The organism is Methanomicrobia archaeon (assembly GCA_016930255.1).
In the GTDB taxonomy this organism is placed as follows: Archaea; Halobacteriota; Syntropharchaeia; order Alkanophagales; family Methanospirareceae; genus JACGMN01.
On the sequence record JAFGHB010000067.1, the window covers coordinates 1 to 16,277 of the forward strand.

The following is a 16,277-nucleotide window of genomic DNA, read 5'->3' on the forward strand; positions in this document are numbered from 1 at the left end:
CATCCCGGCTTAGTTTCGCGCATGGCTGGATCGAGCGGTTTCTAGGCGAGGGTGTTAAGTATGAATTGTTTGGTTTTTGACTATAAAAAGAGGACCTTTAGGACAATATGATTTGATGAGAAGGACGAATCTGAATAAAAACAAAATTCGCATGATAATAGCAGATTTGATTGAGCAGGGTATAGTAAGTGGGATCGCAGGAGGGCATTCCAGAAAATATCAATATCAATCTGATGCTCCTCAGCTCGAGACTGCTGTTTTTGAAAATCAGAGGAAATTTAAACGGGAAGAACTCGATAAAATCATGGAATACGCTGAAACCAATAAGTGCAGGATGTTTTATCTCTGCGAGTATTTAGAAGATAAGGACGTAAGGGTATGCGATAAATGTGACAATTGCCTGGGTAAAAAATGGACTTATGAAATCAATGTGGACTGGCAACAAAAAGTGGACGATTTTGAGAATAATTATTGCCCTGAGATTGAATTAGTTCCCAGGACTCAACAAGAAAGACCTCTTTCAGAGCGAAAGAGCAAATTGGTCAACGGAGTTGCATTCTCGAATTACGGCTTTTCCAATGTGGGCTCTACTATTCACCGTTGCAAATATGAGAATGGCGGGGATTTCCCCGATGTTCTTTTAAATGGTGTTTTGAGGGCCTATCACAGCCACTTTAATGGCGAGCAGTTTGACCTAATTGTCTATGTGCCACCAACGCAATCCGGCGATTTGGTCAAGAATTTTGCTGAAAAAGTATCTGCTGCCTTGAGGATACCCATTTCTCACGGGCTGGTAAAACGGCGTGATACAAAGCCTCAGAAGGTCTTTCAGAACTCCCTATTGAAAAATGATAATGTGAAAGATGCTTTTGACTACGAGAATCCTGCCGAGGTTAAAGGCAAAAATGTTCTGTTAATTGACGACATTTGCGATAGCAGAGCAACAATCAAGGAGATCGGAAAATTAATGGGCAGGTTAGGCGTGAACAAAATTGCACCGTTGGTGATAGCGAAGACAATTGCTGGTGATATAATGGACGATAAACCAGACTTACCTGAAATTGAAACAGATACGGCGGACATAAGAGATGTAGATGGGATAGGGCGAATGCCGCAAGAAAGCTCAGAATATAACGCTCCTGTTCGAGATGAAGACCAAATTTTTCAGGCTTTACGGGAATGGTGGCTCAGAAAAGCGGAAGAAAATAGCTTGCCTCCTTATTGCATATTCCCTGATAAAACCCTGCACAACATTGCCCGAGCAAGACCCAGTTCTCTTTTGGATCTCCTAGACATAACGGGTTTTGGCAAGACGACAATCAAAAAATACGGTGATGATATTATTAAAATTATAAACGAACAGGAGAGGTAATATTATGGAAACGGGAGATTATCCCAACTGGATAACCATGGCGCATCTTCCCAACTGGAAAACAGCGAGTATATATGGTCTCCTTGTTGATATTGGTTATAACCATTACATTTCATTCGAAGAATTTTTTTCTCGTGATATCGCTACTCTGAAAGAAGATTTCGCTCTATCCTCAAAAGAATCTGAAGATATCTTACGAGCAAGAGAGGATCTACAAAATAACTCGTTTTTAGCAGAAGAACTTATTTCTGAGAGGGTTGAGTTAGTTCCTTTTGATTCTCCAGAATATCCAATAACATTAAAAAATAACTTGGGAACCAAATATGCTCCCCCTTTGCTGTATGCTAAAGGGAACACAAAATTATTTTTTGAAAATAAAGCAGCGATTGTGGGTTCACGAAATGTGAGTGATAAAGGTGCCGAATTTACCAAACGAATAGCTAGAAAATGTGCATCAGAGGATAAGGTTGTCGTAAGTGGATACGCAAAGGGAGTGGATAGAATTGCGCTGGAAACGGCAATAGAAAATAGCGGAATGGGAATTGTTATTCTGCCCCAGGGAATAATGACCTTTAAAAGCGGATTCAAAAAGCTGTATAAATACATCATTGAAGGTCGTGTTCTTGTTGTCAGCACCTACCCGCCAAAAGCAGGGTGGTCAGTAGGTTTAGCAATGGGGAGAAATGTCTATCTTTATGGACTTGCTGAGGAAATCTATGTGGCAGAATCAGATAACAAAGGTGGTACTTGGAATGGTGCTATTGATGGACTTGGAAAAAGGAGAAAAATATTGGTTCGAAAAGCAACACCAGAAGAAAAATGTGCTAATAACGAATTAATAGCTAGAGGTGCTATAGCTGTTGATGATTTTGGGAATATAGCGAAAGAATCGAGAATTTACAAGGGGGAGTACACAGAAAACATTGCTTGAAATCGAGTGAAGGTCGCTTACCCTTCTATAGTACAGAAGAGATAAGACTTTGTGAGTGTGATTCTTGCTCTGGCGTTGGTGACTGTTATCTGAAACAAAAGTGATGAAATGATTTAATTTAAATCCGTTATGCCCTTAAACGAGCTAGAATCTTCTTCTTTTACTTTCATCTTCAAAATAAGTATGCTTTTATCCGCGCTACGCACTCTTCCACGCTTAGTTTCTCCTGCTCGCCCGTGACGAGATTCCGCAGGGTCACAGCCCCTTCTTTCAGCTCGGTTTCGCCTACGAGCACGGCGAACGAATCGTTGCGCGTATTGGCGTACTTGAGCTGCGCGCTTAAGCTCCTGTTCATCAAATCGATGTGCGTGGGCACGAACTCCCTCAGCCGAGACGTGATTCGTATCGCCTCTTTCAGCACGTCGCGGTCTTCGTTCTCAGCCCGAATCGGCACCACGACCACGCCTTTTCGCTGCATCTCCGTTTCGTCCGCACTGAAGATCTCCGCCAGGCGGTCAAAGCCGAATGCAAACCCTGTTAACGGTATATCATCACCGCCGAACAGCGCAGCCAGTCTATAAGAGCCGCCGCCGCATACCTGTCTCTGCGCGCCCAGCTTACCGCCCATCTCGTAAATCTCGAACACCATCCCCGTGTAATAATCCAGGCCGCGCGCGATTCCTAAATTTAACGTGTACTCCACACCGTAATAATCAAGATATTCTAGCAGCTCTTCCAGCTCACGTCCCGCAGCGCTATCCCCGGCGATTATGCCGCGATCGCGCGCTTCTCGTAACGCGTCCTTACCTTTTAAATCGATTAAATAAAGCAAATCGTCAATAACCGTGCCTTCCACGCCCAAATCGCCAAGTAGCTCGATTACCGCCTCGCGCTCATCCTTGTCTATCAATCGCATCACCGTGCTTATCAGCTCATCAGCTACCTGAGCATCGCGTAATCGCTCACGAATCAGACCCACATGACCCACATGCAGCTCAGCCTGTACGTCTAACGCTTTCGGAACGGCAAAAGCGAGCGCAATGAGCTCAGCCTGCGCTTCGGGGCTGTCAACACCGATTATCTCAGTACCAAACTGCCAGAACTCACGATACCGCGCCTTCTGAGGCTCCTCGTACCTGAAACAGTTGCCGAAATAATACAGTTTTGAGGGCTTCGGCGCCATCTTCAGCTCATTTATGTACATGCGCACCACCGGCGCGGTAATCTCGGGTCGTAACGCTAAATGCCGCCCGCCCTTGTCCTTGAACTCGTACATCTCCTTCAGGATCTCCTGCCCGGATTTCAGTGTGAAGAGCTCAGCGCGCTCGAACGTGGGTGTACGGATCTCTTCGTAGCCCCAGCGCTCTGCAACCTCGCGCATTCGCTCCTCCATTAGCCGCCGCTTCCTCATCTCCTCCGGCAGGAAATCACGCGTGCCGCGCGCCCGTTCTATTCGCATGCTCCTCTCTCTTAGTTTCCCATTCGCTGCTTACGTACCAAACAATAAAAAGCGAAGATCATACATACATAAATAAAATAATACCGTTTAATCACGGACGGCTAAGGTAAACAACGGAAAAGTGGACCCATGAACTTCAGATTGATCTTCGTGATGGATCTACTCGATGGCGCGGTCGTGCACGCGAAGCGAGGCGAACGTGACCAGTACAAACCAATCAACCGCTTCAGTTCCATCGTTCGGTCTTCGGATCCCGTACAGATCGTCGAGGAGCTAAAGCCCGCGGAAGTGTACCTCGCGGACCTCAACAGGCTCATGAACACGGGCGATAACCGCGAAACACTTAAGGAACTAAACAATCGAAATAGAGGATCGAAGATCATGCTGGATTATGGTATTAACGGATTTGAAGCCCTGAAGGAGGCGGTTGAAGCCAAACTCGCCGACACCTTCGTCTTAGGCACGGAGACCGCATCCCTGGACGTGATTGAGGCGGCATCGAAAAGCAGTATCCCGATATGTCTGAGTGTTGACCTCCGCAATAAGACGGTGCTGACACGCGATAAACGCTTGAAACGTGACCCTTTATCGCTACTACAGAAACTGAATGAGTATCCAATCCCGGATGTAATCGTACTGGAACTGGACCGGGTGGGGACGAAAAGCGGCATCGATTTCGAGTTCTTCGAACGTGCCGTTGCGGTCTCAGATCATACTATCCTCTGCGGCGGTGGTGTTAAGAGTAACGAGGATCTACTTATAATGGAGCAGCTGGGAGTAAAGGGCGCACTGATCGCTACGGCGATACACGATGGCTCCATTCCGGTGTCGGCCCTTAGACAAGCGTATTCTCACCATGAGTGAAAAATTCCAAGCGGACGTATTGAACCTGATACAGCAGATACCGAAGGGTCGAGTGACGACGTACGGCGAGTTAGCGCGAGCGTTGACAGGCTCGGTTAATGCTTCGCGTGCGGTCGGCCAGGCAGTCGGGAAAAATCCCACTCCTGTACAAGTACCCTGTCATCGAGTCGTGCGAAGTGACGGCACTATCGGCGGGTACAAACTGGGCGTTGCTGCGAAAATAAAGCTTCTGAACGAGGAAGGGCTCACAATAAGGAGCGGAAAAGTGGTGAACTTCCCGCAACTACTTTTTCGGTTCGATGCAGTGGAAACACCTCGATTCCTCACTGACAGAATGCTAGGAAAGCTCAGTACATGGCTTCGTATCCTTGGTCACGATACCGTTTACGCTGCGGACATAGTCCGAAACGAAGGGGAAAGAAGAGAAGAGGAAGAGGAGGACGAGGATAACGCCCTTGCCGCGTTTGCCGCACGTGAGGCTCGAATACTTCTCACACGAGACAAGGAACTCGCGGCATCTGCGAAAAAAAACGGCGTGCACTGCGTGCAGATGAAGACCGACGAGGTGATGGCGCAACTGAAGGAGCTGCTCAGTTACAACCTCAAAATAAACCTTAAACCTGTTCCGATCAGGTGTAGCGAGTGCAATGCACTGATACGAAAAGTGAAGGCAAGCGAAGTGGATCTACTGAAGGCAAAGGATTATGTGCCCGTACACATGATCGGGACGTGGGACTTCTGGATTTGTGAACACTGCGGCCGGGTCTACTGGGAAGGAAGCCATTGGCGCGATATGCGCGAGCGATTGCAGCCGCTGAACGAGTTGAAACGTTCAGGGGTGTAGGTATTTATTATGGCCATTCGTGAAAACACCGAAGAGCTGTACCGTATACAGGCCGAAATCGCAGCAAAATCTCTGATAAGAGACGACCCGCATCTAAAAGAATTGAAATTAATCGCAGGTGCAGATCAGGCTTTCTTCTGGGATTCCAAAGCCGAAGAGAGAATAATATCCGCGGTTGTGCTCCTTGACTATCCCTCCCTGCAGTTCGTTGATCATGCATACTCGGTGATGCCGGTGGATTTTCCGTACATTCCCGGGCTGCTCTCGTTTCGGGAAGCTCCCGCTCTAATGAACGCATTTCACACGCTCAACATAAAGCCTGAACTCCTGATAATCGATGGCGGCGGCATTAACCATCCACGGTTCGCGGGCTTGGCCACGCATGTCGGCGTAACCTTGGACGTTCCGACCATCGGCGTGACAAAACGCCTCTTATGCGGTACAGGCAACATACCAACGGAAGACGACGAAGCCTGCATAATCAAATACCAGGACAGAGAAGTCGGCTATTACCTCAAAAGTAAAAAAGGCTGTAAACCCATTATCGTAGCGCCAGGCCATAAAGTATCGGTGGATACCTCGCTGAAGCTGATTAGAAACTGTATCCGCAAGCATAAACTGCCAGAGCCCATCCGAATTGCGCATCTCTGTGCGAATACGATCAAGCGTGATTTGAGCAAGCGAAAACGAAACGATTAGCTTTTATACTCGTCAAATCAGAATTTAACACGAGGTAAGCAAGATGGTAGAAGAGCTTGGCGATATACTGCGCAGCGGATTTGAGACCTGGAAGAAGAATTTAACTATCTGCTTGCCATTCGTCTTCAGTTTGCTGCTGACCCTTATTGCAGGGGCTCTAATCATCGGTGGCGCCCTGATGATGGTGCTCGGCCCCGTATTGCCTTCATTGACGCCAGCCCTCACTAGCACACCGGGTGAGATATCGCCCGAATTCGTTCAACAGCTCCAGCCCTTGCTTCTGCAGAATATCGGTATCCTTGTTGCTGCCTTTCTAATCACCGGGATTTCAGTGCTGCTGATAACCACCTTTTTCAGCGCGGGCGCCATCGGCATGGCGACTGAGGCGATGAAAACGGGGCGGACAAGCCTCTCGGACATGACCGATTACGGATCGCGGAAATTCGTGAGTCTACTCGGCGCTAACCTCATCGTTGCTCTGATTGCGCTTGCAGGCGTCATATTCCTGATCCCCGGTCTGTTCTCTCTAATGCCCGAAATAACATCAAAAACACCACCCGATGTAACGAATCTGGCAGCATTTACACTGCTCTTTTTAGGATTCGTGATAATGCTCTTCTACCTGCTCATTATAGGTATTATCTTCGCAATCTCACCGTATGCCGTTGTCATAAGCGACCTCGGAGCGGTAGACGGCGTTAAAAGAGGCTTTCAGTTCTTCATGGCACACAAGGTCGAGGTCTTCCTGCTCTGGCTCGTCGTACTTGTGATCGCCGTCGTTGCGGGTATTATCCTCGGGAATATACCTTATATCGGCCAGTGGCTGAGCATGGCGGCGTCTGTCCTTATTCTTCAACCTTTGGCCGTTATCTGGTGGAGCCGATTGTACCTGAGCGGCACGGAAGGAGACGTAGATGTAGAACCCACCGAGTTTTAAGCCTATTTATTGCTCTTTTCTCATACTGAGTGCTATTTTATATAACGTATGCGATTTAACGAAGTTCCAAGCGAAGTAAGGAATTTAGGCGGAGCGAAGCGGAGCCGTTAAATCGCTGTTATATTCGTCTTCCGTAGAAGACCGAGCCAAAGTGCAACGGTTTTTGCGGAGGCAGAAATTGGTGAAGAGTAAGTAGGTGGGCACAATCTATTTATCAAAAACTCTTTTAATCTGCCATTTTAATCTTCTTAAAGAATGAGTATCCAACGCTCTTTGACCACTGAGCATTGATGAGAAGAAGATGGGAATTTGTTTATTATCAATTTCTAGAGTATCATATCCTTTTTCTCTAAAAATTTTTTCACCGCTTATTGTAAACAAACTACCGTTATTAATTATATCTGAAGCGAAAGCATTTGCCACAACTATCAGTTTAGGATTTATCTCTTTAATCATTTCAAGAGCAACTCTTAACTGACTTATTCCGAAATTATTTAAGCTGAATTTTTTAGCCTTGTTAGCCTTGTCATAGTTTCTAATCCTCTCTTTTGCTTTATTTTGGGTTGTTTCTCTAAAATAGAACAGGTCTATATGCTGACATGCTAAATCTAAACTTTTAGATATTTCTTGAAATTTAACAAAATAATTGTAAACATCAATAGCTCGTTTTTCCAGTAAAATCAAGAAATCGAAATCATTACTTTCTCTTTTCAACTTCTCTATCATATTGACTTTTTGGTATTCCGTTCCGTTTAGAATTTTTCTGAATGCCTTTTTACTGAACGACGGGTTTAGTCCAATAAATAAAATACCCTCCTTTTTAAAATCTGGGTAAAGTATCGGATGGTATATGCCACTTTCTTTTTTATAGTTTTTCCAGACCTCTAGTATCTTTGAGTTTATATGTTCATTCTCCATTCTTCTCAACCAGCCCTATGTTCACTCACCAGACGTTGCGTAGATCTCATAGGGCATGATCTTCTTATTCGCCTTCTTCTTGCCCTTTAATCTGCTTATAAGGTCTGCGGCTTTCTCCTTCTTCTCTCGCGTCTTCAGCCGTTCCATGATGCTCGCCATCTCGTCGGCCTTATCGTCACCACCGTATTCTATCTCGTCCTCACCGATCGATTCCTCTTCTTCCTTCTCGATCGCTTCTTCTTCCTCTTCCATGCTCCCTTCGAAAACCTCCACGCTCACGTTACGTTACGCTATATTCGTTAACTTCACGCTCTTTCTATCGTGCAAGCACCATTCAGTACTAAACTATTAACTGTGTACTTATTTATCATTTCCTATCACGCACGAATAACCCGTGCGCTCTGGATTATAGAACTACCTTTCCTGGATATAAACTTTCCGCGGCAGTTAAAATCTCGCTCAATTCCGCACCTTCCCGCATTTTACTGCCCAGCTCAGCCTTATTGAGCATGAACGGCTCATCCAGTACTATCTTCGCGTCCTCGAGCACGATCGTTGACCAGCTCACCGTGCGTACCTGCGAGCCGAATCGTTTCAACAGTTCAGCCCTAAAAAAATCTCGCGTCTGCTCCGGTGCGTTCCCCATTGCGTACTCCACACGTTCCGGGAGTGACGCCCAATCCACCTGCGATAGCGTGCCCTGAGCGAATGCGAACGAATCCTTCGGGTTGTAAAGGCAGTCATCTTCTGTAGCCGTCGTCTCGCCGTCGAGGTGATGCAGCACGCTCTCATCCAGTAATGCGTACTGGTTACAGATGCTCGTGCCTTCAGCCGCGGTTTTCGGCTCGTAATTCACGAGCAGCGCCAGTTTCGTCACCCAGTCGATCCCATCGACATAACGCTCCACGCGCCGCGCTTCCAAGTCGTCCATGAGGTTCCACAAGCTTTTGAGCCCGATGTCGTCCCATTTGCTCGTTTCCGACCCTTCTTCGTCATGCATCCGCTCGATCGCGTCGAGATAGAACCGTAAAATGGCTACCGCATCGGTCTTCTCCCCGTTCTTCAAGTTCACCGTCCAGTTGCAGTCCTGCGTATCCAAGGATAGTTTCCTGAACGTATTCACCGGATTCTCCAGCTCCGGCGCATCATCAAGGAATCCACACTCAAACGCACGGATCACCAGCGCTTGCGCGATATCGCGTAAGAAGAGCGCGTATTCCGAACGAAGCGCCTCGTAGTGTATATCGTGCAGTCGCCAATACTGATGTGCCGCATGTGGCTGGTCTCGCGTGTTGAGGATGCCGCGCATCGTAGTCGTCGAAAGAGACGACTTTTGGGCAACGAACATCGCGCGCGGCGAAATGACGAACTTTACGCCCTCTTTGCCGGCCGCATCGCCGGAAACGACATCGCCGGAACCCGTGAACAGGATTCGTGTGACGACCCAGGGTATGAGTGCCCTTTCTACGCGACTCCAATCCTCGCACGCTGCCCGTTTGGTGATGATATTCCCGTGCGTAGCGTACGTATTCGTCTTTATCTTCTCACCTTTACCTTTCCCCTTCCCTAGCCACCTCCCGCCTTCGAGTGAAGGGGACGTGAAGAAATTGGCAACGTTATTCTTATGGATGACGACTTTCTCTTTTAACGCCAAACTCGCCTCCCGTGACCCTACGAAGGCGTAGATCTCCGATGCTTTATCGTACGCCACTGCATCAAAGGGATTGTTGTACGACGGTGTCGCGATTTCCAGGTGTCCCAGATCATTATAAATCCTAGAGCCGTTATCGCCGTACGAAGAGCTTATCCGCGATTCGTGCAGTTCCTGCGATACCTCTGTAATTAAATCCCAGGTCACCTCGCGTGAAAATTGCTTCCGCTTTAACCCGTGAATTGCGGCATTAACGAGCACCGAAGGGTTGAAACTCGCCTTTGCACTCACCGGATATTCCTGCTCGATTCCCCGTATCTTATGCTCCGTTCCTACCCGTGGCACGCGTTTCTCTCCCTTATTAGCCTAGCCATTATCAAGCATCAAGCAATAAATAGCTCAGATTCGTCGTATAGCACGATAGTGATTCTACTCTTCCAGCCCGCTTCCCACTTCCTTCCGTATCTCCTCTATTTTATTCCGTATCGTTTCCTCATTCCAGCCATCCAGCTCGTCAAACAGGAACGTTTTGTTGTTCGCGTACAGGAGGTAATCCAAATAAGGATTTCTGGCTATTCTATTCCGGATTTCACCGCTTATCTCATCCTCCCAGCCCTGCATGTCCTCATCTTCTGCGAGCAATCGCACGAGAACCTGTCGCGCCCCTTCTTCTCGGTTCTGCTCCCGGAAAAAGACCACGACCGCACTGGGCATTCGCGCGAGTTCCGGATAACGCTCAAACAGTCGTGCATATTCCTCACTGCTCGGTCTGCTCATGTCTATCTTCACATTCGGCTCTCGACTTATCGTTATCTTGTTCCAGCTCAGGGTCGCATTCTCAAATTCTGATGCAAGTCGTACCCGTAACTCGGCTCTCGAATCCTTCGGCGGGAAGAGCAACGCCTCTCCTATCTCCTCCTCTGTTAGTATACGCTCCACACCGATCTTATCCGCAACGCACTCGTATAAGTCGTAATCGCAAAGATTGGTAAACGCAAACGATGCGGCTATCTTTCGCTCCGTCTGCTCGTCCATCAAATACATGTTCCGGTAATCAAACTTCCCTCGGGGGATATAATTGTATGAAAACTCGTTTGATTCGCTCTTTATAACCTTCAACTTCATTACCCATTCGATGCGGCGAAAGACGTAGGGATCTTCAAGCAATCCCTGCTCAAACTTTGCACAAACCCTTTTAAAGGTGTCAAGCGCGTATTTGTCCCAGTATGATACTTTGCGTTCCGCGAACAGCGTTTCTATCGCTTCGAGATAGTTACTCGTCAGATAATCAATGGCTAATTCCGTCCGCCCGTTCATCAATTTTATGCGCCAATCACCGTGCGTGTTCTCCGAAATATCCTTAAACGTCTGCAACGGGTTCCAGATGTTCTCTACATGCGTAATCTTACCTGATTCTATCGCGTCGATTACGTAAGACGTAATGGCGTTGCAGAGCAGCCTCGTGACCTCCGACCGAACTCCCTCGCCGGACGTGACGTGTACACGATAGGAATCCTTGGAACCCAGGGGTTCGTCTCGCGTGGATAAAATCGGCCACTGTGACGGCGATTCGGTAAAAACTCGCCGGGCGACCATCGCCTTTGGTGATAGTACATACTTCACGCCCTCTTTCTCCGCGACATAGCCACCAGCACCGAAGAAGATCTTACGAAGCACCAGAAACGGGATGAGCAGATGCTCGCGACCTACAAAATTCTTACGCTCCACTATATATGACTCATGCGTGCCCCTGCTGTACCGCTTGTCTATCTCCACGTTCGCTTTCCAGCATTGGATATACGTGGAGGTTCTCCTTCGCCTCAGCTTCTCACTGTATCGTTCATTTGCTTTCTCCACGCCTAGTTGCATGTATACCTCTGCCGCCTTGTCGTATTTGAGCACATCGAACGCGTTTCGACATTCAGGCGTTGCGATCTCCAGATGGCCGCCTGTGCAGATATAAATCCGCGATCCGTTCCTCAAGAAGCCGTCGTTCCTTCGACGCATCTTCGAGCAGACCGCAGTCGCACCATCGAAGAACGTATAGCCCTCGAGTGCGTGGATAACCTCGTCGACATGATAAAATCGCGCATACCTGTATAATCCGGGCGATTCGGAACTCAGGCCCACTCGAAATTCATGCTCGAGCCCCTGCCATCTGCTCAAATCCTCTCGGTCCATTTTTCATATGATATATATCATAGAAGCACAGCACATCATACTAAGGCGTCAGTCAGTTAGTAGTGCATGCCCGTCTCTTCCGCTCGCACCTCGCCGTACCCTGAGGCTAAGATCTCTTCCGCTCGCCTCTGCACGAACTTATCAAAACCCTCTTTCAAGTGCTGCACGTTCACCCCGATCTCCTCCGTGTGCTTATATCGTTTAAGTAATTCCTCAGCCTTGCTTCCTGCATCTAAGATCTCCGAGAACCCTTCCCGGTCCCACAGGGTCCTCAGTTCCTCCTCAGTGATCGCGCCTTTCTCCGTCATCAGTATAGTCCGTTCCTCTAACGCTTTGTCCCGAGCATAGCCGAAGATTTGCGCGATGAACCGTCCGGTTATCGCCTCCTCGCGCTTTATCTCCCCTATCTCCGTCTCAACGTACGTGTCATCGTACATGTAATGGACAAGTGCGTCCACTAGATACGCCCGTGCTTCTTCCTCGCCACCTTTCTCCTTTATCAGGTAGTGGTCCAGAGGTATGGTGTTTGCATAAATGGACGTAATGGAATGCGCCGCGTCTCTCTCCGGTTTGGGGACCTCGATTATCTTGTCGAATCGCGACCGGAAAGCGGAATCGATAAGATGCAGACGATTCGTTGCACCGATGACCGTGAGATGTGGATGCAGGGCGTAAAACCCGTCTAAAATATCCAGTAATTGGCCCGTCACTCGTTCCGGCGCACCGGACGATCCCGCAAACATGCCGCGCTCTTGCGCTAAGGCGTCTATCTCATCGAAGAAGATAACCCCGTAGTCGTTCTCTCCTTCCTCTAATTTGTCGTTCGCCGCTTTGAAGACCATGCGCACGTTCTTCTCCGATTCGCCGAGCCACATGGTGAAGAGCTCGCCGGCACCCACTTTTACAAATTCACAGTTCGGTAACGCCGATGCCAAGGCTTTCGCGCACATCGTCTTACCGCAGCCCGGCGGGCCATACATCAGTATCCGACGAGAACTCTCGCCGTATTTCGTGTAATCCTCAGGATTGAGCATGGGGAGAATAATGCTCTTCACCAGCTCCTGCTTCACCTCGGTCAAGCCGCCGATGTCATTAAAACTCACGCCGGGGCTCTTCGTGACTTCATAGCGCGAGTATTCCTGCGTCCTGTAACCCCTTTTTATATCCAGCGTACCAGGCAGGAGTCCCACCTTCATCCCCTCTCGTATCAGCTCCTTCTCGTCCGCTTTGAGTCGTTTATAAATCCTGCCGCGACCTTTTCCCGTGGAGATCTCCGCAAGCCAGCCCTCTTCATCCTCTTCCTTCCTCAGATCCTCTACCTCTCCAACCTCTAAATCCACCATACGGTCATACACTGCCGTAATCCCGATGGTAAACCCGCTTGGATTGTTCTTATCGGGGACGCGACCGATAAAGACGTATTTCCCTTCTTCTAACTCGTCTATCTCTTTGTCGGTAAGCGTACCATAGGGTAACGCCTTTAACGCTCCATTCAAATTCACCAGAGCGCTGTCGTGAAGTTTCTCAACAATGAACCCGCAGTCTAACGGAGGCGTCCTCGATTTCGAAACGAGCCGCTCTAGATCGTCTTTATATGCCTCAGTCTCCTCGTATTTCCTGCGTAATCTCCGATATTCGCTCTCCAATCGCTCGTACTCGTATCGCGGAATGTAGTCCTCCTGTTCCATATTTACTCTGCTAAAACGTAAGCAATCAATTTATAAAAATCCAACGGCGTGCACGTATATTTATATACTACTATGAAATATATATAGGGGTATAAAGGGGGAAGAGGATGAAAGAGGAGAAGCGGAAAATACAACTCACTGGTGGGTCAACGTATACCATCTCGCTCCCTATAAAATGGGCTCGGGAAGCAGGTGTGAAACAGGGGGACGAACTCTCATTGGTTCAACGTGCTGACAAATCGCTTGTATTAACCCCGTTGAAGGAGAAAGAAGAGCGGATAAAATACGCTGAACTCGTGCTCTCGGAGAAGGAGAGCTTTGAGGGCAATTTCCGGTATCTCATCGCGCATTACCTCGTTGGCTATGACGTTGTGAAGCTGTTATCTCCGGGCGGTTTCGAAGCGGAAGAGCGCAAGAGGATAAAGGCTGAAGTGCGGAAGCGACTGATCGGCATGGAGGTCGTTGGCGAGTCGTCAAAGGAGATCGTGCTCAAGAGCTTCTTGAAATACGAGGACTTCACGTTGCGCGATGCGATTCGGAGTATGTACAAGATCATCGTGTCAATGTTAGAAGACGCGATCTCGGCGCTCGAGAAGAACGACCATAACCGTGCAGAGGACGTTATAGAGCGAGATAACGAGATAGACCGGTTTTATCTACTCATTGTTCGGCAGCTCAAGGCGGTGATCAGCGATCCCGAGCTCGCAAAGAAGATCGGGGAGAGCAGACAGCGTGATAGTCTGGGATACCGGATTATCGTGAAGACTATGGAGCGAATGGGCGATCATGTAGAGAGCATAGCGAGGAATTCCATGATGATGAGCTCCTCGGTAGGAATAAAAAGTATAAAAGAAATCGGGACTCGTACAACAGAGCTCTTCACGAAGACCCTGGCGTCTTTATCGGATATAAACATAGAGAAGGCGAACGAGGCGATAAAGGGGGCGAAACTGCTCTCTGAGGATGTTGAGAGCATAAATGAGCGGATTATGGCGGAAAAGTGGAGCGCCAACGATAAGATCCACGCTATTTTCATCATGGAGAGCTTGGGGAGGATAGCGCGGTATTGCGAGGACATAGCAGAAGTAGCGATAAACCTGGGGATAACGGTAACGGGTGAATCGGAGTTTTAATTACGGATGCAGGCATCCGGTGGAACGCATAGGCTAGAACGCATAGGCAATTATGTTATTATCTCTACTATTAATTAGAAGAGGAAGCGTGGGGTGTAACCGATAGATGTTAGGGAAGTTAAGCCGTTCGCTGAAGGATTCGATCAAAAAGATCGCAATGGCGAAGCGGATTGATAAGCAGACGGTTGAAGAACTCGTGCGAGACATCCAGCGGGCGTTGATCCAGGCGGACGTGAAGATCGCACTGGTAAAGGAACTTTCAAATCGCATACGAAAGCGGAGTTTGACGGAGACGCCGACGTTGAATCCGCGTGAACACGTGATTAAGGTAGTTTACGAGGAGTTGATCAATATACTCGGGCAGGGTGTTGACATGCCGTTAGCGTCGCAGAAGATCATGATGGTCGGGCTGCACGGCACGGGCAAGACCTCGTCGTGCGCGAAACTGGCGCGATACTTCCAGAGGAAAGGCTTAAAGACCGCGGTTATCTGCGCTGATGTGTATAGGCCCGCAGCCTCCGACCAGTTGCGGCAATTGTGCGAGCGGATCGGGGTTCCTTTTTATGATGGCGCCGACCTGCCCACAGAGAAGGACGTGCGAGCGATCGTAAAGGCGGGCGTACAACGGTTCAAGAAGTACGATATTAAAATTATAGACACCGCAGGCCGGCATGCACTGGAAGAGGAGATGATCGATGAGATACGGGACATCGAGGAGCTGATACGGCCTGAGCAGCGGTTCCTCGTTCTGGATGCGAGTATAGGGCAGCAGGCATCGGTGCAAGCACGGGCGTTTGACGATGCCGTGGGGATTACGGGCATTATTATAACGAAGATGGATGGCACGGCAAAAGGCGGTGGCGCACTGTCTGCGGTATCCGAGACGAATTCCGGGATCGCGTTCATCGGTACGGGCGAGAAGGTGGACGATCTGGAGAAATTCGAAGCTGATCGGTTCATCTCGCGGCTGCTGGGCATGGGCGACCTCAAGTCATTGATCGAGATGGCGGAGGAGAGCCTGACGGAGGAGGACGTAGATACAGACATCCTAAAGGGTAAATTCACGTTAAAAGACTTGTATGCGCAGTTAGAAGCGGTGAAGAAGATGGGGCCGTTCAAGAAGATAATGCAGATGATGCCGCTGGGCGGCTTGGGCGTTGATATTGACGACGACATGTACCGAATTACGGAGGATAAATTGGGGCAGTTCAAGGTGATGATGGATTCGATGACGGAGGAGGAGCTGACTGACCCGAAGATAATCGACGGCTCGCGGTTACGGCGAATAGCCCGTGGCTCGGGCACGAGCACGGCGGAGGTGAGCGCACTGCTCAAGTATCATCGTATGATGCAGAAGATGATGAAACGGTTTGGCAAAGGCCGCGGGAAGATGCCGATGATAAAAGGGGCGCCGATCGGTAAATTGATGGATATGATGAAATAAGGGGCCAAACCCCCTTATCAACCATCCCAGCCACAAGTAAGGGACCAAACCTTCGAACTTTCTTTCACGAAACTGTTAAGTAAACTTTGAAACTACCCGGTATAAAGTGATGCTGGTATGGCTTTGATCCCTCTATGATACCTTTTAGTGTTGAAC

General features: G+C 48.6%; 14 protein-coding genes. 8 read left to right on the forward strand and 6 right to left on the reverse strand.

From position 1 onward, the window contains the following. Positions 1-151: 151 nt before the first annotated feature. The gene (locus JW878_09195) at positions 152-1,372 is read left to right on the forward strand and encodes an HRDC domain-containing protein (GenBank protein ID MBN1763229.1); all 1,221 of its coding nucleotides are present in this window, start codon (positions 152-154) and stop codon (positions 1,370-1,372) included. Positions 1,373-1,376: 4 nt separating this feature from the next. After that, positions 1,377-2,303 carry a DNA-protecting protein DprA gene (locus JW878_09200; protein MBN1763230.1) on the forward strand — a complete coding sequence of 309 codons (927 nt, stop codon included), beginning with the start codon at positions 1,377-1,379 and terminating at the stop codon, positions 2,301-2,303. Between the two features lie 172 nt (positions 2,304-2,475). On the opposite strand, the gene JW878_09205 is transcribed toward JW878_09200, so the two are convergent. Further along, positions 2,476-3,762, reverse strand: coding sequence for a histidine--tRNA ligase (locus JW878_09205; protein ID MBN1763231.1), 1,287 nt, complete (start codon positions 3,760-3,762; stop codon positions 2,476-2,478). Between the two features lie 129 nt (positions 3,763-3,891). On the opposite strand from JW878_09205, the gene JW878_09210 reads away from it, so the two are divergent. From JW878_09210 to JW878_09225, 4 genes are read left to right on the forward strand one after another with little or no spacing between them, the layout of a single operon-like run. Continuing rightward, positions 3,892-4,626: a phosphoribosylformimino-5-aminoimidazole carboxamide ribotide isomerase gene (locus JW878_09210; GenBank protein MBN1763232.1), complete on the forward strand. Its 735-nt coding sequence runs from the start codon at positions 3,892-3,894 to the stop codon at positions 4,624-4,626. After that, the gene (locus JW878_09215; GenBank protein MBN1763233.1) at positions 4,619-5,470 is read left to right on the forward strand and encodes a methylated-DNA--[protein]-cysteine S-methyltransferase; all 852 of its coding nucleotides are present in this window, start codon (positions 4,619-4,621) and stop codon (positions 5,468-5,470) included. The genes JW878_09210 and JW878_09215 overlap by 8 nt, the downstream gene beginning before the upstream one ends. Before the next feature lie 9 nt (positions 5,471-5,479). Continuing rightward, complete coding sequence (locus tag JW878_09220) at positions 5,480-6,169, forward strand: endonuclease V (protein ID MBN1763234.1); 690 nt, start codon at positions 5,480-5,482, stop codon at positions 6,167-6,169. 43 nt (positions 6,170-6,212) lie between these two features. Next, on the forward strand, positions 6,213-7,106 hold the full coding sequence (locus JW878_09225; GenBank protein MBN1763235.1) for a hypothetical protein: 894 nt from the start codon (positions 6,213-6,215) through the stop codon (positions 7,104-7,106). 207 nt (positions 7,107-7,313) lie between these two features. Here the strand turns inward: JW878_09225 and JW878_09230 are convergent, their stop codons facing one another. From JW878_09230 to JW878_09250, 5 genes are all read right to left on the reverse strand, one after another. Continuing rightward, positions 7,314-8,024 (reverse strand): hypothetical protein, encoded by a 711-nt coding sequence (locus JW878_09230; GenBank protein ID MBN1763236.1) that lies wholly within the window; start codon positions 8,022-8,024, stop codon positions 7,314-7,316. Between the two features lie 21 nt (positions 8,025-8,045). Then, positions 8,046-8,276 carry a hypothetical protein gene (locus JW878_09235; protein MBN1763237.1) on the reverse strand — a complete coding sequence of 77 codons (231 nt, stop codon included), beginning with the start codon at positions 8,274-8,276 and terminating at the stop codon, positions 8,046-8,048. 154 nt (positions 8,277-8,430) lie between these two features. Next, positions 8,431-10,020 (reverse strand): proteasome accessory factor PafA2 family protein, encoded by a 1,590-nt coding sequence (locus tag JW878_09240; GenBank protein ID MBN1763238.1) that lies wholly within the window; start codon positions 10,018-10,020, stop codon positions 8,431-8,433. A gap of 84 nt (positions 10,021-10,104) precedes the next feature. Continuing rightward, positions 10,105-11,856 (reverse strand): proteasome accessory factor PafA2 family protein, encoded by a 1,752-nt coding sequence (locus JW878_09245; GenBank protein MBN1763239.1) that lies wholly within the window; start codon positions 11,854-11,856, stop codon positions 10,105-10,107. Positions 11,857-11,912: 56 nt separating this feature from the next. Continuing rightward, positions 11,913-13,544, reverse strand: coding sequence for a 26S protease regulatory subunit (locus tag JW878_09250; GenBank protein MBN1763240.1), 1,632 nt, complete (start codon positions 13,542-13,544; stop codon positions 11,913-11,915). Positions 13,545-13,651: 107 nt separating this feature from the next. Between JW878_09250 and JW878_09255 the strand changes: the two genes are divergently transcribed. Next, on the forward strand, positions 13,652-14,677 hold the full coding sequence (locus JW878_09255; GenBank protein MBN1763241.1) for a phosphate uptake regulator PhoU: 1,026 nt from the start codon (positions 13,652-13,654) through the stop codon (positions 14,675-14,677). Between the two features lie 106 nt (positions 14,678-14,783). Further along, a complete protein-coding gene (gene ffh, locus JW878_09260; protein MBN1763242.1) occupies positions 14,784-16,121 on the forward strand; it encodes a signal recognition particle protein in 1,338 nt (445 codons plus the stop codon). Positions 16,122-16,277 lie beyond the last annotated feature (156 nt).

Bases quoted from the DNA above. Each gene is read 5' to 3' on its own strand.
- JW878_09230 (MBN1763236.1), bottom strand. From the start codon at position 8,024: ATGGAGAATGAACATATAAACTCAAAGATACTAGAGGTCTGGAAAAAC.
- ffh (MBN1763242.1), top strand. From the start codon at position 14,784: ATGTTAGGGAAGTTAAGCCGTTCGCTGAAGGATTCGATCAAAAAGATC.
- JW878_09235 (MBN1763237.1), bottom strand. From the start codon at position 8,276: ATGGAAGAGGAAGAAGAAGCGATCGAGAAGGAAGAAGAGGAATCGATC.
- JW878_09215 (MBN1763233.1), top strand. From the start codon at position 4,619: ATGAGTGAAAAATTCCAAGCGGACGTATTGAACCTGATACAGCAGATA.
- JW878_09250 (MBN1763240.1), bottom strand. From the start codon at position 13,544: ATGGAACAGGAGGACTACATTCCGCGATACGAGTACGAGCGATTGGAG.
- JW878_09205 (MBN1763231.1), bottom strand. From the start codon at position 3,762: ATGCGAATAGAACGGGCGCGCGGCACGCGTGATTTCCTGCCGGAGGAG.
- JW878_09225 (MBN1763235.1), top strand. From the start codon at position 6,213: ATGGTAGAAGAGCTTGGCGATATACTGCGCAGCGGATTTGAGACCTGG.
- JW878_09210 (MBN1763232.1), top strand. From the start codon at position 3,892: ATGAACTTCAGATTGATCTTCGTGATGGATCTACTCGATGGCGCGGTC.
- JW878_09245 (MBN1763239.1), bottom strand. From the start codon at position 11,856: ATGGACCGAGAGGATTTGAGCAGATGGCAGGGGCTCGAGCATGAATTT.
- JW878_09195 (MBN1763229.1), top strand. From the start codon at position 152: ATGATAATAGCAGATTTGATTGAGCAGGGTATAGTAAGTGGGATCGCA.
- JW878_09255 (MBN1763241.1), top strand. From the start codon at position 13,652: ATGAAAGAGGAGAAGCGGAAAATACAACTCACTGGTGGGTCAACGTAT.
- JW878_09220 (MBN1763234.1), top strand. From the start codon at position 5,480: ATGGCCATTCGTGAAAACACCGAAGAGCTGTACCGTATACAGGCCGAA.
- JW878_09200 (MBN1763230.1), top strand. From the start codon at position 1,377: ATGGAAACGGGAGATTATCCCAACTGGATAACCATGGCGCATCTTCCC.